Annotated in this window: 27 protein-coding genes; 15 read left to right on the forward strand and 12 right to left on the reverse strand. The window is 71.5% G+C overall.

Features of this window, described 5'->3' with window-relative positions; all coding sequences use genetic code 11:
- The first annotated feature begins 185 nt into the window (after window positions 1-185).
- Window positions 186-446 carry a WhiB family transcriptional regulator gene (locus tag ASF35_RS04095; RefSeq protein WP_055963184.1) on the forward strand — a complete coding sequence of 87 codons (261 nt, stop codon included), beginning with the start codon at window positions 186-188 and terminating at the stop codon, window positions 444-446.
- A 70-nt stretch (window positions 447-516) separates the two neighbouring features.
- Here ASF35_RS04095 and ASF35_RS04100 read toward each other — a convergent pair whose 3' ends face one another.
- The 3 genes from ASF35_RS04100 to ASF35_RS04110 are packed head-to-tail and all read right to left on the reverse strand — an operon-like array spanning window position 517 to window position 3,297.
- Entirely contained in the window at window positions 517-1,746 is a 1,230-nt protein-coding gene (locus ASF35_RS04100; RefSeq protein ID WP_082480344.1) for an ArsA family ATPase, read from the reverse strand.
- Window positions 1,743-2,717 carry an ArsA-related P-loop ATPase gene (locus ASF35_RS04105; RefSeq protein WP_055963188.1) on the reverse strand — a complete coding sequence of 325 codons (975 nt, stop codon included), beginning with the start codon at window positions 2,715-2,717 and terminating at the stop codon, window positions 1,743-1,745. The genes ASF35_RS04100 and ASF35_RS04105 overlap by 4 nt, the downstream gene beginning before the upstream one ends.
- Before the next feature lie 46 nt (window positions 2,718-2,763).
- The gene (locus ASF35_RS04110; protein WP_055963189.1) at window positions 2,764-3,297 is read right to left on the reverse strand and encodes a hypothetical protein; all 534 of its coding nucleotides are present in this window, start codon (window positions 3,295-3,297) and stop codon (window positions 2,764-2,766) included.
- Between the two features lie 125 nt (window positions 3,298-3,422).
- Between ASF35_RS04110 and ASF35_RS17965 the strand changes: the two genes are divergently transcribed.
- Genes ASF35_RS17965 through ASF35_RS04125 form a run of 4 tightly spaced genes read left to right on the forward strand, consistent with a single transcriptional unit; the run spans window position 3,423 to window position 5,629 of the window.
- Window positions 3,423-3,581 (forward strand): DUF4177 domain-containing protein, encoded by a 159-nt coding sequence (locus tag ASF35_RS17965; RefSeq protein ID WP_144433633.1) that lies wholly within the window; start codon window positions 3,423-3,425, stop codon window positions 3,579-3,581.
- A complete protein-coding gene (locus ASF35_RS04115; RefSeq protein ID WP_055963192.1) occupies window positions 3,578-4,042 on the forward strand; it encodes a RidA family protein in 465 nt (154 codons plus the stop codon). Before ASF35_RS17965 ends, ASF35_RS04115 begins: the two co-directional genes overlap by 4 nt.
- Window positions 4,043-4,080: 38 nt before the next feature.
- Window positions 4,081-4,866: an NUDIX hydrolase gene (locus ASF35_RS04120; protein ID WP_156364876.1), complete on the forward strand. Its 786-nt coding sequence runs from the start codon at window positions 4,081-4,083 to the stop codon at window positions 4,864-4,866.
- Complete coding sequence (locus ASF35_RS04125; protein ID WP_055963195.1) at window positions 4,859-5,629, forward strand: MBL fold metallo-hydrolase; 771 nt, start codon at window positions 4,859-4,861, stop codon at window positions 5,627-5,629. Before ASF35_RS04120 ends, ASF35_RS04125 begins: the two co-directional genes overlap by 8 nt.
- A gap of 150 nt (window positions 5,630-5,779) precedes the next feature.
- Here the strand turns inward: ASF35_RS04125 and typA are convergent, their stop codons facing one another.
- A complete protein-coding gene (typA, locus tag ASF35_RS04130) occupies window positions 5,780-7,648 on the reverse strand; it encodes a translational GTPase TypA (RefSeq protein ID WP_055963196.1) in 1,869 nt (622 codons plus the stop codon).
- 180 nt (window positions 7,649-7,828) lie between these two features.
- Here typA and ASF35_RS04135 point away from each other — a divergent pair, with 180 nt between their 5' ends.
- The gene (locus tag ASF35_RS04135) at window positions 7,829-8,296 is read left to right on the forward strand and encodes a MarR family winged helix-turn-helix transcriptional regulator (protein WP_055963201.1); all 468 of its coding nucleotides are present in this window, start codon (window positions 7,829-7,831) and stop codon (window positions 8,294-8,296) included.
- Window positions 8,289-9,872, forward strand: coding sequence for a DHA2 family efflux MFS transporter permease subunit (locus tag ASF35_RS04140; protein WP_055963204.1), 1,584 nt, complete (start codon window positions 8,289-8,291; stop codon window positions 9,870-9,872). The genes ASF35_RS04135 and ASF35_RS04140 overlap by 8 nt, the downstream gene beginning before the upstream one ends.
- 73 nt (window positions 9,873-9,945) lie before the next feature.
- Here the strand turns inward: ASF35_RS04140 and ASF35_RS04145 are convergent, their stop codons facing one another.
- Window positions 9,946-10,722, reverse strand: a complete 777-nt coding sequence (locus ASF35_RS04145) for an SDR family NAD(P)-dependent oxidoreductase (RefSeq protein WP_055963209.1) — start codon at window positions 10,720-10,722, stop codon at window positions 9,946-9,948.
- A gap of 115 nt (window positions 10,723-10,837) precedes the next feature.
- Here ASF35_RS04145 and mshA point away from each other — a divergent pair, with 115 nt between their 5' ends.
- Entirely contained in the window at window positions 10,838-12,088 is a 1,251-nt protein-coding gene (gene mshA, locus ASF35_RS04150) for a D-inositol-3-phosphate glycosyltransferase (protein WP_235499129.1), read from the forward strand.
- A 4-nt stretch (window positions 12,089-12,092) separates the two neighbouring features.
- Entirely contained in the window at window positions 12,093-12,602 is a 510-nt protein-coding gene (locus ASF35_RS04155; protein WP_082480340.1) for a YbjN domain-containing protein, read from the forward strand.
- A 3-nt stretch (window positions 12,603-12,605) separates the two neighbouring features.
- Here ASF35_RS04155 and ASF35_RS04160 read toward each other — a convergent pair whose 3' ends face one another.
- A complete protein-coding gene (locus ASF35_RS04160) occupies window positions 12,606-14,192 on the reverse strand; it encodes a hypothetical protein (protein ID WP_055963215.1) in 1,587 nt (528 codons plus the stop codon).
- 131 nt (window positions 14,193-14,323) lie between these two features.
- On the opposite strand from ASF35_RS04160, the gene ASF35_RS04165 reads away from it, so the two are divergent.
- Complete coding sequence (locus ASF35_RS04165) at window positions 14,324-14,974, forward strand: DsbA family protein (RefSeq protein ID WP_055963219.1); 651 nt, start codon at window positions 14,324-14,326, stop codon at window positions 14,972-14,974.
- Window positions 14,975-15,067: 93 nt separating this feature from the next.
- The gene (locus ASF35_RS04170) at window positions 15,068-15,814 is read left to right on the forward strand and encodes a phosphoglyceromutase (protein WP_055963222.1); all 747 of its coding nucleotides are present in this window, start codon (window positions 15,068-15,070) and stop codon (window positions 15,812-15,814) included.
- A 23-nt stretch (window positions 15,815-15,837) separates the two neighbouring features.
- Here the strand turns inward: ASF35_RS04170 and ASF35_RS04175 are convergent, their stop codons facing one another.
- From ASF35_RS04175 to ASF35_RS04185, 3 genes are read right to left on the reverse strand one after another with little or no spacing between them, the layout of a single operon-like run.
- The gene (locus ASF35_RS04175) at window positions 15,838-16,185 is read right to left on the reverse strand and encodes a hypothetical protein (RefSeq protein WP_055963225.1); all 348 of its coding nucleotides are present in this window, start codon (window positions 16,183-16,185) and stop codon (window positions 15,838-15,840) included.
- A 30-nt stretch (window positions 16,186-16,215) separates the two neighbouring features.
- Entirely contained in the window at window positions 16,216-16,896 is a 681-nt protein-coding gene (locus tag ASF35_RS04180; RefSeq protein ID WP_055963229.1) for a response regulator transcription factor, read from the reverse strand.
- A complete protein-coding gene (locus ASF35_RS04185; RefSeq protein WP_055963234.1) occupies window positions 16,893-18,032 on the reverse strand; it encodes a cell wall metabolism sensor histidine kinase WalK in 1,140 nt (379 codons plus the stop codon). Before ASF35_RS04185 ends, ASF35_RS04180 begins: the two co-directional genes overlap by 4 nt.
- A 133-nt stretch (window positions 18,033-18,165) precedes the next feature.
- Between ASF35_RS04185 and phoU the strand changes: the two genes are divergently transcribed.
- Complete coding sequence (gene phoU, locus ASF35_RS04190; protein ID WP_055963237.1) at window positions 18,166-18,816, forward strand: phosphate signaling complex protein PhoU; 651 nt, start codon at window positions 18,166-18,168, stop codon at window positions 18,814-18,816.
- Window positions 18,817-18,955: 139 nt separating this feature from the next.
- On the opposite strand, the gene ASF35_RS04195 is transcribed toward phoU, so the two are convergent.
- Window positions 18,956-19,522 (reverse strand): hypothetical protein, encoded by a 567-nt coding sequence (locus ASF35_RS04195; RefSeq protein ID WP_055963240.1) that lies wholly within the window; start codon window positions 19,520-19,522, stop codon window positions 18,956-18,958.
- A gap of 183 nt (window positions 19,523-19,705) precedes the next feature.
- Here ASF35_RS04195 and ASF35_RS04200 point away from each other — a divergent pair, with 183 nt between their 5' ends.
- Window positions 19,706-20,191 carry a CarD family transcriptional regulator gene (locus ASF35_RS04200; protein WP_055963243.1) on the forward strand — a complete coding sequence of 162 codons (486 nt, stop codon included), beginning with the start codon at window positions 19,706-19,708 and terminating at the stop codon, window positions 20,189-20,191.
- Between the two features lie 66 nt (window positions 20,192-20,257).
- On the opposite strand, the gene ispF is transcribed toward ASF35_RS04200, so the two are convergent.
- Together ispF and ASF35_RS04210 are read right to left on the reverse strand one after the other, a co-directional pair.
- Complete coding sequence (gene ispF / locus ASF35_RS04205; RefSeq protein WP_055963246.1) at window positions 20,258-20,740, reverse strand: 2-C-methyl-D-erythritol 2,4-cyclodiphosphate synthase; 483 nt, start codon at window positions 20,738-20,740, stop codon at window positions 20,258-20,260.
- Between the two features lie 17 nt (window positions 20,741-20,757).
- Window positions 20,758-22,032, reverse strand: coding sequence for a peptidase C39 family protein (locus ASF35_RS04210; protein WP_156366763.1), 1,275 nt, complete (start codon window positions 22,030-22,032; stop codon window positions 20,758-20,760).
- Between the two features lie 92 nt (window positions 22,033-22,124).
- Here ASF35_RS04210 and cysS point away from each other — a divergent pair, with 92 nt between their 5' ends.
- The gene (gene cysS, locus ASF35_RS04215; protein ID WP_055963252.1) at window positions 22,125-23,555 is read left to right on the forward strand and encodes a cysteine--tRNA ligase; all 1,431 of its coding nucleotides are present in this window, start codon (window positions 22,125-22,127) and stop codon (window positions 23,553-23,555) included.
- Window positions 23,555-24,502 (forward strand): 23S rRNA (guanosine(2251)-2'-O)-methyltransferase RlmB, encoded by a 948-nt coding sequence (gene rlmB / locus ASF35_RS04220; RefSeq protein ID WP_055963255.1) that lies wholly within the window; start codon window positions 23,555-23,557, stop codon window positions 24,500-24,502. The genes cysS and rlmB overlap by 1 nt, the downstream gene beginning before the upstream one ends.
- Window positions 24,503-24,668 lie beyond the last annotated feature (166 nt).

The raw sequence follows: 24,668 nt of genomic DNA on the forward strand, positions 1-24,668 counted from the left end.
GCGGGACGCGACGTCGAGGGCGCCGTGGTCCCGGAAGGTCCTGGATTCGACAGGACCATAGTCCCTTAGGACTACTCATAGTTGGGCACGATGGGGTCTGCCACCCGAACCTGAACGCTCTTAGCGTTCTCTTTGTTAGAGAAACCTTGTCGGCCTCGGGGCCGACTCTCGGGAGGTTGATCACCATGGGGTGGAACCAGAACTGGGCCGGCCAGGCCGCGTGCCGTGGCAAGTCCGACGCACTGTTCGTCAAGGGCGCTGAGCAGAACCGCGCCAAGCAGGTCTGCGGCGGTTGCTCCGTCCGGGCCGAGTGCCTCGCGGAGGCGCTCGACAACCGGATCGAGTGGGGCGTCTGGGGCGGCATGACCGAGCGCGAGCGTCGTGCGCTGCTGCGTCGTCGGCCGAACGTGGCCACGTGGCGCAGCATCCTGCAGCAGACCGCCTGAGCACGGCCGTCTGAGCAGTACCGTCAGCTCGTAGCCGTCCGGCGTCCGAGCCTCGGCCCGGACGGGTGCGTCACCGCCCGGCGATGAGCTCGCCGATGCGTCGCAGGCCGTCGAGGTCGTGAACGTCGGTGGGGAGCGCGGCCACGGGCACCGTGGGCACCCTCGGGTGGCTGCCGGTGAACCGACGCTGCACCTTCTCCTCGCGCGCTGCGACCCGCTCGCGGTCGGCGTGCACGTCGAGCAGCTCGGCCACGGCCTCGTCGTAGGCGCCGGTCCCGGACTCGCGGAGTCGACCGGCCCCGCTCTCGGCGTCGGCCGCGGTCAGGCCGCCGGGCGCGCGCTCGTGCACCCGGTTGACGACCAGCCCGGCCAGCGGCATGTCCTCCTGGGCGAGCCGCTCCACGAAGTAGGCCGCCTCGCGCATCGCGTCCGGCTCGGGTGCGGCGACGACGAGGAACGCCGTGCCGTCGGCCTGCAGGAGCGAGTAGGTGGCCTCGGCGCGCTGGCGGAAGCCGCCGAACAGGGTGTCGAAGGCGGCCACGAACGTCTGCACGTCCGTGAGCACCTGGGCGCCGAGCACCTTGTTCAACGCGCTCGTGACGATGCCGAAGCCCGCGCTCAGCAGCCGTGCCGGACCCTTGGCGGGCGCGAGCAGCAGCTTGATGAACCGTCCGTCGAGCAGGCTCGACAGCCGCTCGGGGGCGTCCAGGAAGTCCAGCGCCGACCGCGACGGGGGCGTGTCGACGACGATCAGGTCCCAGTCGGGCACCTCGGGGTCGTCGCTCGCTGCGGCGTGCAGCTGGCCGAGCTTCTCCATGGCCATGTACTCCTGCGTGCCCGCGAACGAGCTCGACAGCGCCACGTAGAAGGGGTTGGTCAGGATCTGCTGCGCCTTCTCGGCGGTGGCGTGCGCCTCGACGACCTCGTCGAAGGTCCGCTTCATGTCGAGCATCATGGCGTCGAGCGAGCCACCGGCCGACGTGTCCACGTCGGCGACGGGTCGCGGGGTGTTGTCGAGCTCGGTGAGCCCCATCGCCTGCGCGAGCCGCCGGGCGGGATCGATCGTCAGCACGCACACCCGCCTGCCCTGCTCGGCCGCGCGCAGCGCGAGCGCCGCCGACGTGGTGGTCTTGCCCACGCCGCCGGACCCGCAGCACACGATGATCTGGACGGTGCGGTCCGCCAGCATCGCGTCGACGTCGATGCGGCCCGCCGCCGACCCGGGTAGGCCGCGGGCCGGCTGACGCGAGCGACGCTTCGCTGCGCCGCCCTTGGCGGTGGAGGAGGAGCGCCCGCTCATGCCGTGCCGCCCTTCAGGTCGATCGAGTCGTCGAGGATCCGGGCCAGCTCGAAGAGCGCGCCGTGGTCGACGCCGTCGCCGAGCAGCGGAAGCTCGACGAGCGGACGCCCGCAGTCGCCGATGACCTCGCGCTGCTCCTCCTGGAGCTGCTGCCGCTCGACGTGCGCCCGCCCCTGGGCGAGGAGCGGTCCTGCGGCGTCGCCGGGCAGGGCCGCCGACTCCAGCGCCGCCCCGGCGGCTGCGTCGTCGAGGCTCCCCGACGCGAGCGCCTCGCGCGTGGGGGCGGTGATCAGCTCGGGGCGCACCAGGTTGAGCAGCACGTGCCCCACGGGCAGCCGGGCGCCCTGCAGCTCGGCGATGCCGTCGATCGTCTCCTGCACCGGCATCTCCTCGAGCACCGTCACGAGGTGCACGTGCGTCGACCGGGCGCGCATGAGCTGCATGATCGAGTCGGCCTGGCGCTTGATCGGCCCGACCTTGGCCAGGCCGGCCACCTCGCTGTTCACGTTGAGGAACCGGGTGATGCGGCCGGTGGGAGGTGCGTCCATGACGATCGCGTCGTAGCGGTCCGAGCCCTGCCGACGGGCGGTCTCGTAGACCTTGCCCGTGAGCAGCACGTCGCGGACGCCGGGGGCGATGGTGGTCGCGAAGTCGATGATGCCGAACTTGTCGAGCGCCTTGCCGGCCCGGCCGAGCCGGTAGAACATCTGCAGGTACTCCAGCAGCGCGGCCTCGGGGTCGATCGCGAGCGCGTAGACCTCGCCGCCGTCGAGGCCGGACGCGATCTTGCGCTCCTCGTACGGCAGGGGCGCCACGTCGAAGAGCTGGGCGATGCCCTGGCGTCCCTCGACCTCGCACAGCAGCACGCGCCGCCCACGGCTGGCCAGGGCCGTGGCGAGGGCGGCGGCCACGGTGGTCTTGCCCGTCCCACCCTTGCCGGTGACGACGTGCAGCGGGGTCCAGACGGTCACGGGACGAGCCTACCGACGTCGTCGGAGGCGGCGAGCCGAATGGATCTCAGCGGCGCGAGGCGGGCCGGCGTGCGGTGCCGGTGCGACCGGTGGTCGTGGAGCCGCGCTTCGTCGTCGTGCGGGGTGCGGGCCTCGCGGCGCTCCGCGTGGCCGCAGCGGCGCGGGGCTTCGGCTGCGGCTTGGCGGCGCGGGTGGTCGCCGTCCGTCCGGACGGTGGGCGCCGGGTGGAGGTCGTGGCGGTGGTGCGCTTGGTCCCCGAGCGCGCGGCGGTCGTCCGTGCCCGTGCCCGTGCCCGTGCCCGTGACGGCGGCGGCGGCGGCGGGCTGACGAGGTGCACGACCACGTCGCGCAGGGCCAGCACCAGGTAGACCGCGGCGGCCACCGCGAGGAACCACGCCACCGGGTTGGCCAGCAGGAAGGTCGTGTCGGTGCCGGCCGGCGTGAGCGGCGGGAGCTCGGTGAGCTCGTCGCCGGTCAGCGAGAACACCTGCAGCAGGAACGGGACGATCTTGGCCACGCCGACGACGACGGCCGACACCACGAGGGCGCGGCCGATCCGTGTCGTGGGGAAGATCGACATGGTGTGACCTTTCCACGCGACCGGGTCTCCTGTCCTGGAAACGAGAAGGATGTGAGGGCCGCCGCTCGCCCCCTCCCGAGAACGGCGCCGTCGCACCCGGACCGGTCGCGGCTAGAGTCGGGCGCATGACGCAGTGGGAGTACTTGACGGCACCGGTGCTGGTGCACGCGACCAAGCAGATCCTCGACAACTTCGGCCGGGACGGGTGGGAGCTCGTGCAGATCGTGCCGGGCATGAACCCCGAGAACCTGGTGGCCTACTTCAAGCGACCGGTCCAGTCGTGAGCGACGGCATCGAGCGGCGGATCGCCGACCTCGGGCTCACGCTGCCCGAGGTGGTGCCGCCGCTCGCTGCCTACGTCCCGGCGGTGCGGTCCGGGCAGCACGTGTTCACCGCCGGTCAGCTGCCGCTGGTCGACGGCGAGCTCGTCGCCAAGGGCAAGGTCGGTGGCGAGGTGTCGGCCGAGGAGGCACAGGACTGCGCGCGCCAGTGCGCCCTCAATGCGCTCGCCGCCGTGAAGTCCGTCGTCGGCTCGCTCGACGACGTCGTGCGGATCGTGAAGGTCACGGTGTTCGTGTCCAGCACGCCCGACTTCACGGGGCAGCCGGTCGTGGCCAACGGCGCGAGCGAGCTGCTCGGCGACGTGTTCGGCGAGGCCGGCGTGCACGCACGCAGCGCGGTGGGCGTGCCGGTGCTGCCGATCGACGCACCGGTGGAGGTCGAGCTCGTGGTCGAGGTCGGCTGACCGTGCGGGTGCCCATGCCGGCGTCGTTCCGTGACCGCGTGGCGACGTGGGACGGCACGGCCGCGCCGACGCGCGACGCCGCGACCATCGCGTTGCTGAGGCCCAGTGCAGGTGGTCCCGAGACCTACCTCCTGCGGCGCCAGGCGTCGATGGCCTTCGCGCCGGGCATGTACGTCTTCCCCGGCGGTGGGCTCCAGGAGTCCGACCGCGAGGTCGTCGGCTGGGCGGGGCCGACGTCGAGCCAGTGGGGCGACCGGCTGGGGTGCGACCCCGACACGGCGCGGGCGCTGGTGGTGGCCGCGGTGCGCGAGACCTTCGAGGAGTCCGGGATCCTGTTCGCCGGCACCGACGCCGGGTCGGTCGTGGCCGACACGTCCTCCCCGGAGCTGCAGAAGGCCCGGCTCGACCTCGACGCCGGCGAGCTGAGCTTCGGCGACTTCCTGGGCAGCCGAGGTCTGGTGCTCCGCTCGGACCTGCTCGGCGCGTGGGCGCACTGGATCACCCCGGCCTTCGAGCCACGTCGGTACGACACCCGGTTCTTCGTCGCGGCCGTCCCGCGGGGGCAGAGCGTGGGCACCTTGCCCGGTGAGGCCGACCGCGCGGTGTGGGCCCCGATCGCGTCGGTCCTCGAGAAGGTCAAGGCGGGGGAGGCGGCCATGCTGCCGCCGACCTGGATCACCTGTCGCGAGCTGGTGCGGGTCGACCCCGCCGGCGTCGTGGACGAGGCCGCGTCGCGCGAGATCCGGCCCATCGAGCCGAAGCTGGTGAACGTCGACGGGGAGTGGTTCCTCGACAACCCGATCGAGGAGGAGACCCATGGCTGACGCTGTGACGGTGACCGAGCGTGCGTCGGTCGTGCGGGCCGACAACCCGGGCATCATGACGCTCGAGGGCACCAACACGTGGATCCTGCGGGAGCCCGGCGCCGCCCGGTCGGTCGTCGTCGACCCCGGCCCCGACGACGCAGCCCACCTCGACGCCGTGCTCGAGGTCGCCGGCGAGGTGGCCCTCGTCCTGTACACGCACCACCACGGCGACCACACCGATGCCTTCGCCACGTTCGGCGAGCGGACCGGGGCGCCGGCGCGTGCGGTGTCCGAGCGGTTCTGCTCGGGCGCGCCGCCCCTCGTCGACGGCGAGGAGATCGATGTCGACGGCCTGCGCCTGGAGGTGGTGCTGACGCCGGGCCACACCCGCGACTCCGCCTGCCTGCGCCTGCTCGACGAGCCGTCGGTGCTCACCGGTGACACGGTCCTGGGGCGCGGCACCACCGTGGTGGCCCACCCCGACGGCGCCCTCGGGCCCTACCTCGACTCCCTCGCCAAGCTGCGCCAGCTGGTCGAGGAGGGCACCGCCGGTCGCCTCCTGCCCGGCCACGGACCTGTCGTGGACGACGCCGCCGCGGTGCTCGACCAGTACGTCGACCACCGGCAGGAACGCCTGGACCAGGTGCGCGCCGCGGTCGAGGCCGGTCGCACGACCCCGCGCGCCGTCGTCGAGCACGTCTACGCCGACGTCGACCCCGTCCTGTGGGACGCCGCCGAGCTCAGCGTCCGCGCCCAGCTGGAGTACCTGCAGGAGGCCTGACCCGTCCCTCCGTCTGGGACACTTCCGGGTGACTCAGCAGGTCGCGAACGCCCCGCACGTGTCCGGGACGGGAGCACGTCGTCGGCCGGGGAGGCATGCGAACGGGGCACCTCCCGGGTGGGAGGTGCCCCGTTCGACGGGCGAGGTGCGTCAGCGGCGCGACTTCGCGGCGCGGGCGCGCTCGGAGGCGTTCAGGATCACCTTGCGGATGCGCACGTGGGTGGGGGTGACCTCCACGCACTCGTCCTCACGGCAGAACTCCAGGCACTGCTCGAGCGACAGGCGCTTCGGCGGGATGACCTTCTCGAAGTTGTCCGACGTCGCCGAGCGGATGTTGGTCTGCTTCTTCTCCTTGGTGATGTTGACGTCCATGTCGTCGTCACGGGAGTTCTCGCCGACGATCATGCCCTCGTAGACCTCGGTGGCGGGCTCGACGAACAGCACGCCGCGCTCCTGCAGGTTGGTCATCGCGAACGAGGTGACCGCACCGGCCCGGTCGGCCACGAGCGAGCCCGACGGGCGGGTCGAGATCTCGCCGAACCAGGGCTCGTAGCCCTCGGAGATGTGGTGCGCGATGCCGGTGCCGCGGGTGTCGGTGAGGAACTCCGTGCGGAAGCCGATCAGGCCGCGGGCGGGGACCAGGAACTCCATGCGGACCCAGCCGGTGCCGTGGTTGATCATCTGCTCCATGCGGCCCTTGCGGACGGCCAGCAGCTGCGTGATGGTACCGAGGTACTCCTCGGGCGCGTCGATGGTCAGGCGCTCGACGGGCTCGTGCAGCTTGCCGTCGATCTCCTTGGTGACCACCTGCGGCTTGCCGACGGTCAGCTCGTAGCCCTCGCGCCGCATCTGCTCGACGAGGATCGCGAGGGCCAGCTCGCCACGACCCTGCACCTCCCACGCGTCGGGGCGGTCGGTGGGCAGCACGCGGATCGACACGTTGCCGATGAGCTCGGCGTCGAGACGGTCCTTGACGAGGCGGGCCGTGACCTTCGTGCCCTTCTCGCGGCCGGCGAGCGGCGACTGGTTGGTGCCGATCGTCATGGAGATGGCCGGCTCGTCGACGTGGATCAGCGGCAGGGCGACCGGGTTCTCCGGGTCGGCCAGCGTCTCGCCGATGTTGATGCTCGCCATGCCGGCGATGGCGACGATGTCGCCCGGACCGGCGGACTCGCCGGGCTTGCGCTCGAGCGCCTCGGTGATGAGCAGCTCGGTGACCTTGACCCGCTCGACCGAGCCGTCGCGCTTCATCCACGCGACCTGCTGGCCCTTCTTGAGCGTGCCCTCCTTGACGCGGACCAGCGCGAGGCGGCCGAGGAAGGGCGAGGAGTCGAGGTTCGTGACGTGCGCCTGCAGCGGCGCGCCCTCGGTGTACTCGGGGGCCGGCACGGCGTCCATGATCGTCTGGAACAGCGGGACCAGGTTCTCGTTGTCGGGCAGGCCGCCGTCGTCGGGCTTGTTCAGCGAGGCACGACCGGCGCGGGCCGACGCGTAGACGACGGGGAAGTCGAGGGCGTCGTCACCGGCGTCCTCGGGCAGCAGGTCGAGGAACAGCTCGTAGGTCTCGTCGACGACCTCGGCGATGCGCGAGTCGGGACGGTCGACCTTGTTGACCACGAGGATGACCGGCATCTTCGCGGCGAGCGCCTTGCGCAGCACGAAGCGCGTCTGGGGCAGTGGGCCCTCGGACGCGTCGACGAGCAGGACCACGGCGTCGACCATGGACAGGCCGCGCTCGACCTCACCACCGAAGTCGGCGTGGCCGGGGGTGTCGATGATGTTGATCGTCACGCCGCCCTCAGGAGCACCGGGGCCCGCGTAGCGGACGGCGGTGTTCTTCGCGAGGATCGTGATGCCCTTCTCGCGCTCGAGGTCGCCGGAGTCCATGACCCGGTCGGTGACCTCCTGGTGGTCGGTGTAGGCACCCTGCTGCTGGAGCATGGCGTCGACGAGGGTGGTCTTGCCGTGGTCGACGTGGGCGACGATCGCGACGTTGCGCAGATCGAGACGGGTGGACATGCAGGGAGTTCCTCGCGCTGGATGACAGGGGAGCCGGGGCCGGCTGAGGCCGGAGGGCCCCCAGAAGTCTAGTCGGCCGGTGGACGTGCTCCTGCCACATGGCGGCACCAGCGTCGAAACTAGATGCAGATCACAATCATCGCGTGGTCACAATGGTTGCATGTGCGTTAGCATCTTCCGGTGACCATCGAACGCGGAGCGGTGTACGAGCGCCTGGAGGCGTTCGTCCAGAGACTCATGAGCTGTGTGCACTCCGAGGGCCTCGACCAGCTCGTCGAGCTCGACCTCTCCATGTCGCAGGCGCGAGCGATGTTCACCGTCGCCCACGCCGACCGCCCCCTCGCGATCAACGAGATCGCGACCGCCATCGGTCTCTCGGTGGCTGCCTCAGGTCGCACCGTCGACCAGCTCGTCAAGCTCGGCGCCCTCGAGCGCCACGAGAGTCCGGAGGACCGTCGGGTGAAGCTCGTGGGCCTCACCAAGCACGGCTTCGACTTCGTGGACGAGCAGATGGAGCACAAGCGTCGGGCCCTGCGCGTCGTCGCGGACCGGCTCGACCCCCAGCACGCCGAAGACCTGCACAGGGTCCTCGGCCAGATCCTCGCGAGCGACGCCTTGCGACTGCCAGAGAAGGAAGACCATGTCTGACCAGACCGCCGTCGGTGCGGCACCCTCCATCCCGGACGACGACCGCATCACCCCGGACATCCTGAAGATCGCCGGTGTCGTCGTCCTCGGCGCCATCATGTCGATCCTCGACATCACCGTCGTGAACGTGGCCCTGCCGACGTTCCAGGAGGCGTTCGACGTCTCCGAGCTGTCCACCGTCGCGTGGTCCGTGACCGGCTACACGCTGGCGCTCGCCGCGGTCATCCCGCTCACGGGCTGGGCGGCCGACCGCTTCGGAACCAAGCGCCTCTACATGGCCGCGATCGGCCTGTTCACCATCGGCTCGGTGCTGTGCGCCACGGCCTGGAGCATCGAGTCGCTCGTGGCCTTCCGCGTCCTCCAGGGCCTCGGCGGCGGCATGCTGATGCCGCTGGGCATGACGATCATGACCCGGGCCGCCGGCCCGCACCGCATGGGGCGCCTCATGGCCATCCTGGGCATCCCGATGCTCCTCGGCCCGATCATGGGTCCGATCCTCGGCGGCTGGCTCATCGAGATCGCCTCGTGGCACTGGATCTTCCTGATCAACCTGCCCCTCGGCCTCGCGGCGCTCGTCTACGCGCAGATCATCCTGCCGAAGGACGAGGCCGAGCCGAGCGAGTCGTTCGACTTCATCGGGATGCTGCTGATGTCCCCGGGCCTCGCGCTCTTCCTGTTCGGTGTCTCCTCGATCCCCGAGACCGGCACCGTGGAGTCGACCCGGGTGCTCGTGCCTGCGATCGTCGGCGCCCTGTTGATCATCGGTTTCGTCTTCTGGGCCTTCCGGCCGAAGCACCCGCTGCTCGACCTGCGGCTGTTCAAGGACCGCAACCTCGCGGTCTCGACGATCACCATGTTCCTGTTCGTCGGTGCGTTCTTCGGTGCGCTGCTGCTGGTGCCGACCTACTTCCAGCAGGTTCGTGGCGAGAGCGTCCTCAAGGCCGGCCTCCTCGTGGCGCCGCAGGGACTGGGCGCCATGCTGACCATGCCGATCGCCGGCACCCTGGTCGACAGGATGCCGATCGGCCGGATCGTGCCGTTCGGCTTCGTCGGCATCATCGTCGGTGTCGTGGGACTCGCGACGAGCACGGATCCGAACACCCCGCTGTGGCACATCATGGGCTGGTTGTTCGTCATGGGCCTCGGCATGGGTGGCACGATGATGCCGATCTTCACCTCGGCGCTGAAGACGCTCAAGGCGCACGACGTGGCCCGCGGCTCCACGCTCATCAACGTGGTGCAGCAGGTGGCCAGCTCCATCGGCGTCGCCATCATGACGGTGCTGCTGACCAACGGGTTCAAGGACTCCGCCGCGGTCACGGCCGGCCAGGCGATCGGCGAGGCCGAGCGGACCGGCACCCCACCGCCGCAGGAGGCCCTGGAGGTCGCCCAACGGCTCGGCGACGGGTTCCAGGCCACCGTCCTGCAGGACATGGCCGACGCGTTCCACAGCACCTACCTCGTGGCGCTCGCGCTCATCGTCGTGGCGCTCGTGCCGGTCGCGTTCATGCCGCGCAAGCGCGAGGAGTCCAAGCTCCTCGCCGACGAGGACCGCCCTCCGGTCGTCGTGCACTGACACCCGCCGCATGCGCAGCGACCCCCGACACCTCGAGGTGTCGGGGGTCGCTGCGTGTCGGGGGTCGCAGCTCTCAGGAGGTCCGGTGCACCTTGTGCTGCGACGCCTGCGCGATCGGCTTGACGACCACGAGGTCGACGTTCACGTGCTGCGGTCGGGTGGCGATCCACGCCACCACGTCGGCCACGTCGTCGGCCGTGAGCGGCTCGTCGACACCGGCGTACACGGCCTCCGCCCGCTCGGCGTCGCCGTCGAACCGCGTGAGCGCGAACTCCTCGGTGCGCACCATCCCGGGGGCGACCTCGCACACGCGCACGGGACGGCCCAGGAGCTCGAGGCGGAGCGTCTCGGTCATCACCGCGACCCCGTGCTTGGCCGCCGTGTACCCGCCGCCGCCCTCGTAGGCGATGCGCCCGGCGGTGGACCCGACGTTGAGGATGGTGCCGGCGCCGCTGGCCTCGAGCGCGGGGAGCAGGGCCCGGGTGACCTGCAGGGTGCCGATCACGTTGATCTCGTACATGCGCCGCCAGTCCTCGGCGTCGGCGTGCTCCACGGGGTCCAGGCCCAGGGCGCCACCGGCGTTGTTGACGAGCAGGCTCACCGCGGGACCCGCGGCCTCGGCGAGCGCTCGCACCTGCTCGGCATCGGTCACGTCGCAGGGCACGGCGATGCCGTCGATCTCGGCGGCGAGGGCCTGGATGCGATCGGCGCGGCGCGCGGCGCAGACGACGCGGTAGCCCGCAGCTGCGAGGTGCCGTGCGCTCGCGGCGCCGATGCCGCTGCTGGCGCCGGTGACGACGGCGACGGGGCGGCCAACCTGCTGGGACGGGGCGGGACTCTGCTCGACCATGACGCCATCGTCGCACCGGTGTCGACGTCGACGGCGCGCCCCTCTCGCTGCGGAGGTGGGCGGGGAGCGTCAAGATGGTCCGGTGACGACCTCCCGCCGACCCCGCCGCGTGGCCATGCTCTCGGCGCACACGTCGCCCCTGGAGCAGCCGGGCAGCGGCGACGCCGGCGGGATGAACGTCTACGTGCTCGAGCTGGCCCGTCGCCTCGCCCGGCGCGGCGTCGAGGTCGAGGTGTTCACGCGGGCCACGTCGCGACACCTCCCGCCCGTGGTCGAGGCCGCGCCCGGCGTGGTGGTGCGGCACGTCACGGCCGGACCGTTCGAGGGACTCACCAAGGACGACCTGCCCAGCCAGCTGTGCGGCTTCGTGCGCGACGTCCTGCGGGCCGAGGTCGTGGCCGGCCCCGACCACTTCGACCTCGTCCACAGCCACTACTGGCTGTCCGGCCAGGTCGGGACGGTCGCGGCCGAGCGATGGGACGTGCCGCTCGTGCACACGATGCACACGATGGCGAAGGTCAAGAACGCCCACCTCGCCGAGGGCGACCGGGCCGAGCCGATCGGCCGCGTCGCGGGCGAGGAGGAGATCGTGCGCATCGCGGACCGGCTGGTGGCCAACACGCAGGAGGAGCGACGCGAGCTCGTCGACCTGTACGGTGCCGCGCCGGACCGGGTCGACGTCGTCCATCCCGGGGTCGACCTCGAGGTGTTCCGCAGCGGGCGCCGCGACGAGTCCCGCACGCTTCTCGGCCTTCCCGACGACGCCGCGGTGCTGCTCTTCGCCGGCCGCATCCAGCCGTTGAAGGCTCCCGACGTGGTGCTGCGCGCGGCTGCCGTCATGATCGATCGCGACCCGGCGCTGCGGGAGCGGCTCCAGGTGGTGGTCGTCGGCGGTGCCTCGGGCAGCGGGCTGGATCGTCCGACCTCGCTCGTCGAGCTGGCAGACGACCTCGGGATCGCCGACGTCGTCCGGCTGGAGCCGGCGGTCACCCAGGCGGAGCTGGCCGGCTGGTACGCCGCCGCCGACGTGGTCTGCGTGCCGTCCTACAACGAGTCGTTCGGGCTCGTCGCGATCGAGGCCCAGGCCTGCGGCACCCCGGTCGTCGCCGCGCGCGTCGGGGGTCTGTCGACGGCGGTCGCCGACGGCGTGAGCGGTGTGCTGGTCGACGGCCACGACCCGCGGGACTACGCCGACGCGCTGCACCCGCTGCTCACCGACCGGGCCCATCGCGACGCCCTGGGCCAGAAGGCGGTGGCGCACGCGACGGGCTTCGGCTGGGACGCGACCGTCGACCGGGTGCTGGAGGTCTACGCCCGGGCCTTCGACGAGCGGGCCGGCGACAACGGGACGACGAAGGACGCGTGAGGACATGAGCGACGACCTGACGACCGACCAGCGCCAGGCGCTCGAGGTGATCCTCGACGCGGTGGCCTCGGCCGGGCTCGACCACGTGCGGCACGGCCTCACCGTGGTCGAGGTCGACCTGCCGGGGGAGCGCAAGCTCAAGACCACGACGCGCCTCGACGTCGGCCGGCACACGCTGGGCGTGCACGCCTTCGTCGCGCGCAACCCCGACGAGAACCACGAGGGCGTCTACCGCTGGCTGCTCGAGCGCAACCTCAAGCTGTACGGCGTCGCGTTCGCCATCGACTCCGCGGGCGACGTCTACCTCGACGGCCGGCTGCCGCTGCACTCGGTCACGGCCGACGAGGTCGACCGTCTCCTCGGCGCCGTGCTCTCGGCGTCGGACGACTCGTTCAACACGATCCTCGAGCTCGGCTTCGCCTCGTCCATCCGCAAGGAGTGGGCGTGGCGCGAGTCCCGCGGCGAGTCGACGGCCAACCTGGCCGCCTTCGAGCACCTGCGCCCGAAGGACTGAGGTCTAGACCTTCGCCTTGCGGTACCCGGCCCTTCGGGCGGCGGCCTGGGTCGAGAAGCAGTCCTCCGGCTTCGTCGCCTTGTAGTACCGCTGGTGCGGCATGTGGTAGATCATCGAGCTCTCGTTGCCCTTGATCGGCGCCCACGACGGGCAGTTCCACGAGGAGACGGGGTCGGTCCGACCGGGCAGGGAGACCTTCGCCGACGAGCTGGTCGTGCTCGTGAACGTGCTGTACCCCGCCTTGGTGCCACGCACCGTGGCTCGCAGACGCTTGCCCTTCCAGGACGGCCTGACGTAGACCGAGGACCCCTTGGCGCCGGAGATCTTCTTGCCGTTGAGAGTCCAGGAGTAGGTGAAGCGCGTGCCGGAGGTCCAGGTGCCGGTGGAGACCCGCATCCGGCGGGTGGCGACGGTGCTTCCGGACAAGGTGGCCTTGCCGACCCGCTGCACGTAGCGGGTGGCGCTGGACGCGCGGGTCACGGTCCCGTAGCCGGAGCGGCTGCCGGTCGTGCGCACCGTGATCCGCTTGCCCACGGCGGACGAGGGGATGACGAGCTTCGAGCGAGTGGCCCCGGCAATCGCCACGCCGTCGGCGTACCAGCGGTACCGGACCGTCATGCCCTTCATCCACGTCCCGCGCTTGGCGGTCAACGTCCTGCCCTTGGCCGCGGCCCCGGAGATGCGGGGCACTGCGGCCGCGGTCACGACACGGAGCGTCGACGCGGACGTCGCTGCCACGGTGGGGAAGTTCTCGTTGCGGCCGGTCACGCGCACGCTGATCCGTCGACCGCCCTGAGCCTTCGTGAGCTTGAAGGAGCTCAGCGTCGCTCCGGTGATCGCCTTGCCGTCGGCGAACCAGCGATAGGTGTGGTCGGTGCCCTCGGTCCAGGTCCCGGTCGCGGCCCTGAGGGTGGCCCCCACGAGCAGGAGGCCGGAGATGGTGGGCAGGGCCTTCGACTGCACGCGCTGTGACGGAGCCGACGCCTCGGTCACCGAGCCGTAGCCCTCGAGCGATCCTCGGACCTCCACCGAGAAGGAGCGACCCACGGAGCTGGAGGACAGCGGGAGCGTGGCGGCGGTCGCCCCGACGAGCGGGTCGCCGTCCGCGAACCACTGGAACGTGTGGGTGGTCCCGGGCGTCCAGGTGCCGGGCACGGCGGTGAGCGTGTCGCCCTCGAGGGGGGTTCCGTCGATGGTGGGGGCGGCGGTGCCGAGGACGCGCGGAGTCGGGGCGGAGCGATAGGACCCTCCGGCCTGCTCCTCGGTGTCGGGCACCGTGATCTCCACGGACACCGCGGCACCGACGAGGGCCGGGTCGATGGTCAGGGAGGGTTCGGACGTGGAGAGGAGGGTCTCGTCGGCGAACCACCGGAAGGTGGATCCCGCGTCCGGCTGCACTCCGTCGAGGTGGGCACTCAGCACCGCACCGATCCTCAGGTCGCCGTCGTGGTGGATGGTCGCGACCGGTCCGACGGGGACGGGGTCGGGGTCCGGGTCGGCGACGGCGGGTGCGGCCGTGAGGGCGAGCGAGAGCGCGGCGACGAGGACGACGAGATGGCGGACGAGACGCGCTGGAACGGAGGAGTTCACCGGGGATCCTTGCAGAGAAAGTTGAACGGCTCACCGTATTTCAGGCGAGCGTCTCGCGTCCGCGGAATCAGTGGGAACGGGCCGAAGGTCCTGATGGGCATCGCTCGACGCCCTCACGTAGCGTTGGTGCCGTGAAGGCTCTGGTGTTCTGCGACGTGACTGACCCGTGGTCGTACGTCGGGGTGACGCGCTTCGAGCGCGCGGCCGGGATGTTCACGATCCTCACGGGGGAGCCGCTCGACGTGTCCTTCCGCGCCCGGCTCCTGGAGCCCGACGCGCCCAGCTCGGGCAGACCGCTGCGCGCGGTCCTGGCCGAGCGGCTCGGGGGCGACGACAAGGTCGACCTCGTCGACGCGCAGGTGACCGCGGCTGCTCGCATCAGCGGCATCGAGCTCAACCTCGCCGAGGCGGTCGAGGCCAACAGCCTCGACGCTTGGCGGCTCCTCACCTGGGCCGACGAGGCCGGGCCGGGGCTGCAGCGCGAGCTCGCCCACCAGCTCTGGCGGGCCCACCTGCTCGAGGGTGCCGACCTCGCGGACCCGCTCGTGCTGTCGAGCCGGGCGGCCCTCGTCGGGCTCGACCTCGAGACGGCCGACGCCCTCCTGGCGAGCGACGAGTACGCCGATGCGGTCCGCACCCAGGACGAGACGGCGCGGTCCCTCGGCGTGACGCAGCTCCCCTACGTGGTCGTCGAGAACCGGTGGACCCTCGCCGGCACCCAGTCGCAGGACGACTACGTGCAGGCGCTCCACCAGATCCACCGCGAATGGCGCGACGCGTAGCCCCGTCTCGGACACGTCCGGGGCACTCGAACGGGTCCGGATGCCCCGGAACTGTCCGAAACGCAGGGACGGGCTGGCGGTAGGGTCGTCGCCATGACCTACACGCTCGTCCTCCTGCGCCACGGGCACAGCGAGTGGAACGCGAAGAACCTGTTCACCGGCTGGGTCGACGTCGACCTCAACGAGCAGGGCGTGGAGGAGGCCCACCGCGGGGCCACGCTGCTGGCCGACGCCGGCATCGCCCCCGACGTGTCGCACACGTCGCTGCTGCGTCGGGCCATCCGCACGTCGCAGATCGTGCTCGACGGCATCGACCGGCACTGGATCCCGGTCAAGCGCTCGTGGCGGCTCAACGAGCGTCACTACGGCGCACTGCAGGGCAAGGACAAGAAGGCCACCCTGGAGGAGTACGGCGAGGAGCAGTTCATGACCTGGCGCCGTTCCTACAGCACGCCGCCGCCGGCGCTCGACGACGACAGCGAGTTCTCGCAGGCCAAGGACGCCCGCTACGCGGCGCTGCCCGACGAGCTCCTGCCGCGCACCGAGTGCCTCGCCGACGTGCTCGACCGCATGCTCCCGTACTGGTACGACAGCGTCGTCCCCGACCTGCTCGACGGCCGGACCGTGCTCGTGACGGCGCACGGCAACTCGCTGCGCGCCCTGGTCAAGCACCTCGACGGCCTGGGCGAGGACGAGGTCGTCGGCCTCAACATCCCCACCGGCATCCCGCTGGTCTACGAGCTCGACGACGACCTCAAGCCCGTCACGAGGGGCGGCCGCTACCTCGACCCCGACGCCGCTGCCGACGCCATCGCCGCGGTGGCCAACCAGGGCCGCTGACCCTTCCGCCGACGGCGTGGTCCTCAGCGTCGTTCCGCGCGCTCCAGGACGGACAGCAGGGCTTCGACCGACTGGGTGGCGCGCACCCAGACGCGATCGAGCAGCAGGGCGAAGGTGACGGACAGTGCCAGCATCACGGTCCCGAACCAGACCAGCACGGGGACAGGACCCAGCAGGCCCAGCACCACGACGAGCACCAGCATGGCCAGCACGACGGACCAGAGCGCTGCCTGGGCCGGCCGGCCCAGGCGGAGCAGGGTCGCGCGACGACGGACGACGGGCAGCCACCGGTCCCCGTCGAGCCCGGCCGGCGCCTGGCCCGTACGCATCGCCCTGCGGAACAGCCGCCTCTGCTCACGCTCGGTGGACATGCGCGCCAGGTTGTCGGCCGGACGGGACGCTCAGGCGTCGAGCTTGTAGCCCAGGCCGCGGACGGTGGTGAGGGTGGCGGGGTTGGCGGGGTCGGGCTCGATCTTGGCCCGCAGGCGCTTGACGTGGACGTCGAGCGTCTTGGTGTCGCCCACGTAGTCGGCACCCCACACGCGGTCGATGAGCTGGCCGCGGGTGAGGACCCGACCGGGGTTGCGCAGGAAGAACTCGAGCAGCTCGAACTCCTTGAGCGGCAGTCGCACGGTCTCGCCGTCGACCGACACCAGGTGGCGCTCGACGTCCATGCGCACGCGGCCCGCCTCGAGCACGGCGTCGTCGTCGATCTCGTCGGTCGCGCCGCGGCGCAGGACCGCGCGGATGCGGGCCACCAGCTCGCGCGGCGAGTACGGCTTGGTGACGTAGTCGTCGGCACCGAGCTCGAGGCCCACCACCTTGTCGACCTCGGTGTCCTTCGCGCTCACCATGATGATCGGCACGCTCGACGTCTGTCGCAGCTGACGGCACACCTCGGTGCCGGGCAGCCCGGGCAGCATCAGGTCGAGCAGCACGATGTCGGCGCCGTTGCGCTCGAACTCGGTCAGGGCGTCGGGTCCCGTCTCGGCGATCGCGACGTCGAACCCCTCCTTGCGCAGGACGTACGACAGCGCTTCGCTGTAGCTGGTCTCGTCCTCGACGACCAACACTCGTGTCACGGGATCTCCTCATCGAGGTCGTGCTGGAAGCGGGGGAGCACCAGCGTGAAGGTGGAGCCAGCGCCGGGCTCGCTCCAGACGTCCACGGAGCCGCCGTTGCTGGCGGCCACGTGCTTGACGATGGACAGGCCGAGCCCCGTGCCGCCCGTGGCGCGGGCGCGGGCGGGGTCGACGCGGTAGAAGCGCTCGAAGATGCGCTCGAGCTCGGGCCCGGCGATGCCGATGCCGTTGTCGGCCACGCTGATGCGCACGTCGTCACCGTCGAGCGCGGCGGTCACCGCCACCTTGGAGCCCTCGGGGCTGTAGGTCACGGCGTTCTCGACCAGGTTGCTGACGGCGGCGTGGAGCTGGGCGCGGTCGCCGTGGACCATCAGGTCAGGCTCGACCGACCGCGCGATCTCGATCTGCTTGCGCTCGGACTCCGTGGCCGAGTGCTCGCAGGCCTCGGCGACGAGCTCGTCGACCTTCACGGTGGCCGCGTCCTCGCTGGCGACGTCGTTCTGCAGGCGCGACAGGTCGATGATCTGCTGCACCAGCCGGGTGAGACGTTCGCTCTCCGTCTGCATGCGCGAGGCGAACCGCACGACCGACTCCGGGTCGTCCTTGGCCTCGGAGACGGCCTCGGCCAGGAGGTTGAGCGCACCCACCGGTGTCTTCAGCTCGTGGCTGACGTTCGCGACGAAGTCGCGGCGGATGTTCTCGACCCGCTGCTGGTCGGTGCGGTCCAGCGCGAGCACGATGATCAGCCGCGACGTGAGAGGGGCGACGCGGACCTGCACGTGGGCGGGGGTCCCGCGTCGGCGCTGCAGGGTCAGGTTGGACTCACGCACCTGACCGTCGCGACGTACCTGCTGGACGAGGCCGCGGATGTCCTCGGACTCGATGCGGTTGTCGCGCACGATGCCGAGCGCCACGGCCGGGGCCGACGCCTGCAGCACCTCGTCGGACGGGCCCAGCAGGACGGTGGTCGACGACAGGACCGACAGCACGGCCTCCGCGCCCGGGGGCACGAGGGGAGTCGGCTCGTCGGGAACGGCGTTCTGGCGGCGTTCGCTGAACAGCCACAGGAAGGTCACCGCGGCACCGAGGGCGGTGCCCACGGCACCGGCGACGACGAGACCCGCACTGATGTCCACGCCCCGATGCTAGGCCCATCGTGAGCAGCCTCCCGTGCCCGAACCCCCTCTGACGTGCGCCTTTCTGCGGCTGTTCACACCTCGTTCACCAGGCGTCGCCATCCGTTCACCGGCTTCTCCTAGGGTCCGTCTCATGCGTGATGCGTATTACGAGCAGCTCGACACGATCGTCGACGACCTGGTCCAGCTGACCGGGACCGTCCGCAAGGCTGTCGCTGCCTCCACTGCCGCCCTGCTCAACGCCGACGGCCCGCTCGCCGAGCAGGTGATCGCCGGCGACAAGCAGATCGATGAGTCCACCGAGGAGATCGAGGAGCGTGCTCTGCTCCTCCTCGCCACCCAGCAGCCGGTCGCGACCGACCTGCGGCAGCTGGTCGCCACCCTGCGGATGCTGACCGACCTGCAGCGGATGGGCGACCTCTCGGTGCACGTGGCGAAGGTGGCGCGCATGCGCATGCCCGACGTCGCCGTGCCCACCACCCTGCAGCCCACGATCATGGCGATGGCCTCGGTGGCCGACCAGATGATCCACGCGGCGTCGCGCATCGTCGCCAACCGCGACATCGACGCCGCCACCAAGCTCGAGGACACCGACGACGAGATGGACCGTCTCCGCAAGGACCTGTTCCGGGCGTTGCTCGGCGGGACCTGGGAGCACGGCATCGAGCCGGCGATCGACCTCGCCCTCCTCGGCCGCTACTACGAGCGCATCGGCGACCACGCCGTCTCCATGGCGCGCCGGGTGGTCTACCTCGTCACCGGCGAGCTGGCACCGGGCGTCTGACTCCTGCGGGGCCCGCACGAAGGGCCGTCCGCGATCCTCGGGGGGATCGTGGGCGGCCCTTGTCGTCGTGGCGGGGCGGGGGAGGGCACGAAGGCGTCGATGCCTCCGGTCACCCACCGGTCCCGGGAGTACCGCGGGGTCAGCCGGCCGGGTTCTCCTCGGCCTCGGCGGCCTCCTCGGTGGCCTGCTGCTCGTCCGTGGTGTCGCTCGGCGGGGTCTCGGCGACGTCGGCGTAGCTGGCGTTGCGTGCGACGACGGGGACGGAGATCTCGACCTCGCCCGCGTCGGAGAAGGTCAGGGTGACGTCGGCGTACCGGCCGACCGGGAGGGTCGCGCCGTCGATGCCGGCGAGCTCACCGGCCCGACCGATCGTGAAGAGCTGGCGGGGCGCGAGCTCGACGTCGGTGGCCGGGTCGGCCGTGACGGAGCCGGAGCCTCCGAGCGGCGTGATGGTGACCGACTCGAGCGTCTGCGGGGAGTCGGTCGTGTTGAGCACGCCGGCGGAGAAGGCGAGCGTGTCGTCGCTGCCGGCGACGAGCAGCGCGTTGTAGAGCTGGACGTCGCCGGTGCGCAGGTTGGCGCCGATGCCGGGCTGGTACTGCTGGTTGGTGGCGGCGCCACCCCCGGTGCCGCAGGCCGAGAGGCCGAGCGAGGCGGCGAGGATCATGCTGGCGGCCGTGAGACGGCGCGTGCGAACGGTGGGCACCGGGCACCTGCTTCTGCGTCGGGGAGGGTCGTCGTGCGGATCATATCGGAGCGCGGCGACCTGCCGGGGTCCGGCCCCGCGGCGATCGGAGCGGGCGGAACCTACCGCTCGGGAGCCTGGAACGCCCGGAATAGCCGTCCGTGGCGCGTGTTAAACTGATCACCTACGAAAGGTGCCGCGTTTATGACTTTCACTGTCGGCGAGACGGTTGTGTACCCCAATCACGGGGCCGCAGTCATCGAAGACATCGAGAAGCGGACGATCAAGGGGGAAGAGCGGGACTACCTGGTCCTGCGCATCGTTGCCCAGAACGACTTGGTGGTTCGTGTTCCTGCCTGCAACCTCGACCTCGTGGGCGTCCGCGACGTCGTCGACGCCGACGGCCTCGAGCGCGTGTTCGGCGTCCTGCGGGCCGAGCACGTCGAGGAGCCGACCAACTGGTCGCGTCGCTACAAGGCGAACCTGGAGAAGCTGCACAGCGGCGACGTGCTCAAGGTGGCCGAGGTCGTGCGCGACCTGTGGCGCCGTGACCACGAGCGGGGCCTGTCGGCCGGCGAGAAGCGCATGCTCGCCAAGGCTCGCCAGATCCTGGTCTCCGAGCTGGCTCTCGCGGAGAAGACCAACGAGGACAAGGCCGAGCTGCGGCTCGACGAGGTCCTCGCCTCCTGAGCCGATCGATCCTCGACGGCCCTCGCCCCTTCCGGGCGGGGGCCGTCGTCGTTCTCGGGGTCGCGCTCAGGCCCGGGCGACCAGTGCGGTGGCGATCGCGGCCACGCCCTCGCCCCGCCCGGTGAGGCCGAGGCCGTCGGTCGTGGTGGCGGAGATGCTCACCGGTGCGCCCACGACGTCAGAGAGGTGCGCCTGGGCCTCGTCGCGTCGCGGCCCGAGCCGGGGCGTGTTGCCGACGACCTGCACGGCGACGTTGAGCACGGCGAACCCGGCGTCGGCGAGCAGCCGCACGGTCTCGGTCAGGAAGGTCGTGCCCGAGGCCCCCGCGAACCGGGGATCGGCCGTGCCGAAGCGCGACCCGATGTCGCCGAGGCCGGCGGCCGAGAGCAGGGCGTCGACCATCGCGTGGCACGCCGCGTCGCCGTCGGAGTGCCCCTCGAGCCCGGCGTCCTCACCCGGCCACTCGAGACCGGCCAGCCACATCGCGCGTCCGGGCACGAGGCGGTGGACGTCGGTGCCGATGCCGGTGCGCAGGTCGGGCAGGCTCATGGGTCCATCCTGCCCGACTACCAGCGCGCGGTGTCCGGTGGCAGCTTCTTGCTCGTCGGTCGGATCACGTAGGAGATCGCGCCGCTGCCACCGAGCCACGCCTTCTCGAACTGCGCCCGGTCGTACACGCGACGCACCGAGGTGTTGCTCGGAGCGGCCGGGTCGTTGACGATCACCTTGCCGGTCGAGGTGAAGCCCACGATCACCATGAGGTGGCCCGGGGTCGAGGAGATGGGCGCCCCGGACAGACCGCCGCGCGACCACGCGAGCGAGGCGACGACGGGGATGCCGGCCTTCACGAAGGCCTCGGCGTCGCGCAGGTTGGCCAGCCGGGTGACGAACGCGTCGAAGCCGAAGCGACCGGCGTACGCCGTGTTGAAGGGCCAGTTGCCGGTGCCGCCGTAGGCGTAGTCGTACGTGTAGGTCGCGGCGTGGTCGACCCACGGGTCGGCGCCGGCGATGCCGCCGGTGTCGGGCGTGCCCGGCCGGTCGCCGAAGAAGCGGAGGACCATCGAGGTGGAGGTCGGCGAGCACCAGGCCTCGCCGCCGTTGCCGAACTGCGGGTAGTGGCCGCGGTGGATCATCTGCGAGTACTTCGGGACCTTCAGCTCGACCGTCTTCGTCATCGTCGTGCGGCTCGTGGTCACCGAGCGCGACGTGAACGTCGAGGCGATGGCGCCGGCGGACTGCAGCGTCGGGGAGCCCGTGGTGCCGGGCTTGCGGAAGAGCATGACGCGCAGCTGGTAGCCGTCGAAGCCACCGGCCTTGGTGGCCATGAGCGTGTCGACGTTCATCTTCGCGAGGTCGTCGGACTGAGCCGGGTAGGAGGTGCGCTTGACGTCGGAGGCGCTGAAGGCCCAGGCGCCGACGCTGTCCCAGCTGCCGACGGTGGAGCCGGAGCGGACCCGGGCGTCGACGCGGATCCAGGTGCCACGTGGCGTGGTCGCGTTCCACGACGGCACGAGGGCCTTCGCCTTGAACCCCGTGGACGCCCACGGGCTGGTCCAGGAGCCCCACTCGTAGGTCGTGGCCCCTCCCGAGGTGTGCGGGTCGTCGTAGCCCCAGCGGTTGGTCGTGCTGCCGAGCCGCACCTCGTTCGACGCGACCGTGGTCGCCACCCGTGCGCCCTTCGACAGCTCGGCCGAGCTGGACCAGCGGGTCATGAGGGAGGCGTCGGACGCGGCCTGTGCCGGGGCCGCGGGAAGCAGCACCAGCGAGGTGACGAGTGCGGTGACAGCGGCGCCGACGACCGTGGACGGTCGACGAGCAGCATGCCGAAGGGGAAGAGGCATCCTCCGAGGGTAGGTGACGCCTGGGGTGCGTGGGGCGGTTGTGGCGAATCCACGTGGCGGGAACGGTGTCGGCGGGCCGATAGGATCCGGGGGTGAGCCTGCGCCTGTACGACACCGCCACCCGGCAGCAGCGCGACCTCGACCCGGTCGTGCCCGGCAAGGTCGGCATCTACCACTGCGGCCTCACGGTGCAGGGGCCGCCGCACATCGGGCACATCCGCAAGGAGGTCGTGTTCGACGTCCTGCGCCGGTGGCTCGAGCGCGCCGGCTACGACGTCACGATCGTCGCGAACGTGACCGACATCGACGACAAGATCCTGGCCAAGGGCGAGGAGCAGGGCCGGCCCTGGTTCGCGGTGGCCTACGAGAACGAGCGGGCGCTGCACGCCGCCTACGAGGTGCTGGGCTGCCGCCCGCCCACCTACGAGCCCCGCGCCACGGGCGTGGTGCCCGAGATGATCGAGCTGATGGAGACGCTGATCGAGCGCGGCCATGCCTACCCCGCCGCGGACGGATCGGGTGACGTCTACTTCGACGTCCGCTCCTGGGCCGACTACGGCGAGCTGAGCAACCAGAGCGTCGACGACATGCAGGCCGCCCCCGACGCCCCGGCCGACGGGAAGCGCGACCCCCGCGACTTCGCGCTCTGGAAGGGTCACAAGCCCGGCGACCCGGAGTCGGCGTCGTGGCCCACCCCGTGGGGCCGTGGGCGCCCGGGATGGCACCTCGAGTGCTCCGCGATGGCCGCCAAGTACCTCGGCACCGAGTTCGACATCCACGGCGGCGGGCTCGACCTGCGCTTCCCGCACCACGAGAACGAGATCGCCCAGTCGCGTGCCGCCGGACAGCCGTTCGCGCGCCTGTGGATGCACAACGCGATGCTCAACCTCAGCGGCGCGAAGATGTCCAAGAGCGTCGGCAACACGCTCATGGTGAGCGAGGTCGTCAAGCGGGTGCCGGCCATCGCGCTGCGGTACTACCTCGTGGCGGCGCACTACCGCTCGATCATCGAGTTCACCGAGGAGTCGCTCGCCGAGGCCGCCGTGGCGTTCGAGCGCATCGAGGGCTTCGTGCGGCGGGCCGACGAGGCCGTGCGCGCGGCGGGCGGCGACGTCGAGCCAGGTGAGGTCGGCGACGCCTTCGCCGCCGCCATGGACGACGACCTGGGCGTGCCGGCGGCGCTCGCGGTGCTGCAGGCGGGCGTCACGCAGGGCAACACCTTGCTCGCGTCGGCGGCCGACGGCCCCGAGCTGCGCACCGTGCTGGCCACGGTGCGCGCGCAGCTCGACGTGCTCGGGCTCGACCCGCTCGGCGAGCACTGGACGTCGGCCCAGGGTGCGGGGGCGGGCGCGGCCGAGGGTGCCCTGGCGCCGCTCGTCGACGCCCTGCTCGAGCAGCGGCAGGAGGCGCGGGCGGCGAAGGACTTCGCCACCGCCGACCGAGTACGTGACCAGCTGGCTGCGGCCGGCATCGAGATCGAGGACACGGCGCAAGGTCCGCGCTGGTCCGTGAAGGGACGATGATGGCCGGCAACAGCCAGCGCCGAGGCGCGATCAAGAAGACCGGCAAGGGCAACCCCACCGCCGGGTCCGGCGGCCGACGCCGCAAGGGCCTCGAGGGCAAGGGCCCCACGCCGCGTGCCGAGGAACGCCCCAACCACAAGGCGTACAAGATGGCCCGCGCCACCGACAAGCGCGAGGCCGCGCGCCCCAAGCGCAAGAACAGCGACGGTGGCCCGGAGTGGGTGGCCGGACGCAACAGCGTCGTCGAGCTGCTCCGTGCGAAGGTCCCGGTGGCCGGGCTCTACATCGCCGAGGGCGCCGAGCGCGACGAGCGGATCCGCGAGATCTTCAAGCTGGCCGCCGACCAGCACGTGTCGCTGCTGGAGATCGGCCGCATCGAGATGGACAAGCTCACCGGTGGTGCCGTGCACCAGGGCGTGGCCGCCAAGCTCAACGCCTACGACTACGCGCACCCCGACGACCTGCTCGCGCGTGCTGCCGAGCAGGGCGTCCCGCCGCTCATCGTCATGCTCGACGGTGTCACCGACCCCCGGAACCTCGGGGCCGTGGTGCGGTCGGCGTCGGGCTTCGGAGCCCACGGCGTCGTCATCCCCGAGCGTCGGGCCGCGCAGATGACGGCCGCGGCCTGGAAGACGTCGGCCGGGGCGGCGGCGCGGGTGCCCGTGGCGCGTGCCACCAACCTGACCCGTCAGCTCAAGGCCTACCAGGAGGCCGGGCTCATGGTCGTCGGCCTCGCTGCCGACGGCGACGTGGCTCTGCCCGACCTCGACCTCGCCGACGGTCCGCTCGTCGTCGTGATCGGCAGCGAGGGCAAGGGCATCTCCCGCCTCGTGGGCGAGACGTGCGACCAGATGGTCTCGATCCCCATGGCCTCGAGCCTGGAGAGCCTCAACGCCGGCGTGGCCGCGGGCATCGCGATGTACGCGATCGCGCAGCGGAGGGTCTGAGGTCCCTTTTGGGCCTGCGGCTGCGCTGCTGCAGCTCGTCGTGGAGGCCACCCAGGGCGCCGGCCGAAGCAGCGCAGCCCCGGCCCCGCGTCTCGGACAGGTGCGGGGCACGTGGGCCCCAGTTCTTGCCCCGAAAGTGTCCGAAACAGGATGACGAGACCCCGAA

It is taken from the genome of Aeromicrobium sp. Leaf291, assembly GCF_001423365.1.
Taxonomy (GTDB): domain Bacteria; phylum Actinomycetota; class Actinomycetes; order Propionibacteriales; family Nocardioidaceae; genus Aeromicrobium.

What these genes read in the sequence shown, in the direction of transcription:
- ASF35_RS04095 (WP_055963184.1), top strand. Translation starts at nt 186, where the DNA reads ATGGGGTGGAACCAGAACTGGGCCGGCCAGGCCGCGTGCCGTGGCAAG.
- ASF35_RS04100 (WP_082480344.1), bottom strand. Translation starts at nt 1,746, where the DNA reads ATGAGCGGGCGCTCCTCCTCCACCGCCAAGGGCGGCGCAGCGAAGCGT.
- ASF35_RS04110 (WP_055963189.1), bottom strand. Translation starts at nt 3,297, where the DNA reads ATGTCGATCTTCCCCACGACACGGATCGGCCGCGCCCTCGTGGTGTCG.
- ASF35_RS17965 (WP_144433633.1), top strand. Translation starts at nt 3,423, where the DNA reads ATGACGCAGTGGGAGTACTTGACGGCACCGGTGCTGGTGCACGCGACC.
- ASF35_RS04125 (WP_055963195.1), top strand. Translation starts at nt 4,859, where the DNA reads ATGGCTGACGCTGTGACGGTGACCGAGCGTGCGTCGGTCGTGCGGGCC.
- typA (WP_055963196.1), bottom strand. Translation starts at nt 7,648, where the DNA reads ATGTCCACCCGTCTCGATCTGCGCAACGTCGCGATCGTCGCCCACGTC.
- ASF35_RS04140 (WP_055963204.1), top strand. Translation starts at nt 8,289, where the DNA reads ATGTCTGACCAGACCGCCGTCGGTGCGGCACCCTCCATCCCGGACGAC.
- ASF35_RS04145 (WP_055963209.1), bottom strand. Translation starts at nt 10,722, where the DNA reads ATGGTCGAGCAGAGTCCCGCCCCGTCCCAGCAGGTTGGCCGCCCCGTC.
- mshA (WP_235499129.1), top strand. Translation starts at nt 10,838, where the DNA reads ATGCTCTCGGCGCACACGTCGCCCCTGGAGCAGCCGGGCAGCGGCGAC.
- ASF35_RS04155 (WP_082480340.1), top strand. Translation starts at nt 12,093, where the DNA reads ATGAGCGACGACCTGACGACCGACCAGCGCCAGGCGCTCGAGGTGATC.
- ASF35_RS04170 (WP_055963222.1), top strand. Translation starts at nt 15,068, where the DNA reads ATGACCTACACGCTCGTCCTCCTGCGCCACGGGCACAGCGAGTGGAAC.
- ASF35_RS04175 (WP_055963225.1), bottom strand. Translation starts at nt 16,185, where the DNA reads ATGTCCACCGAGCGTGAGCAGAGGCGGCTGTTCCGCAGGGCGATGCGT.
- phoU (WP_055963237.1), top strand. Translation starts at nt 18,166, where the DNA reads ATGCGTGATGCGTATTACGAGCAGCTCGACACGATCGTCGACGACCTG.
- ASF35_RS04200 (WP_055963243.1), top strand. Translation starts at nt 19,706, where the DNA reads ATGACTTTCACTGTCGGCGAGACGGTTGTGTACCCCAATCACGGGGCC.
- ispF (WP_055963246.1), bottom strand. Translation starts at nt 20,740, where the DNA reads ATGAGCCTGCCCGACCTGCGCACCGGCATCGGCACCGACGTCCACCGC.
- ASF35_RS04210 (WP_156366763.1), bottom strand. Translation starts at nt 22,032, where the DNA reads ATGCCTCTTCCCCTTCGGCATGCTGCTCGTCGACCGTCCACGGTCGTC.
- rlmB (WP_055963255.1), top strand. Translation starts at nt 23,555, where the DNA reads ATGGCCGGCAACAGCCAGCGCCGAGGCGCGATCAAGAAGACCGGCAAG.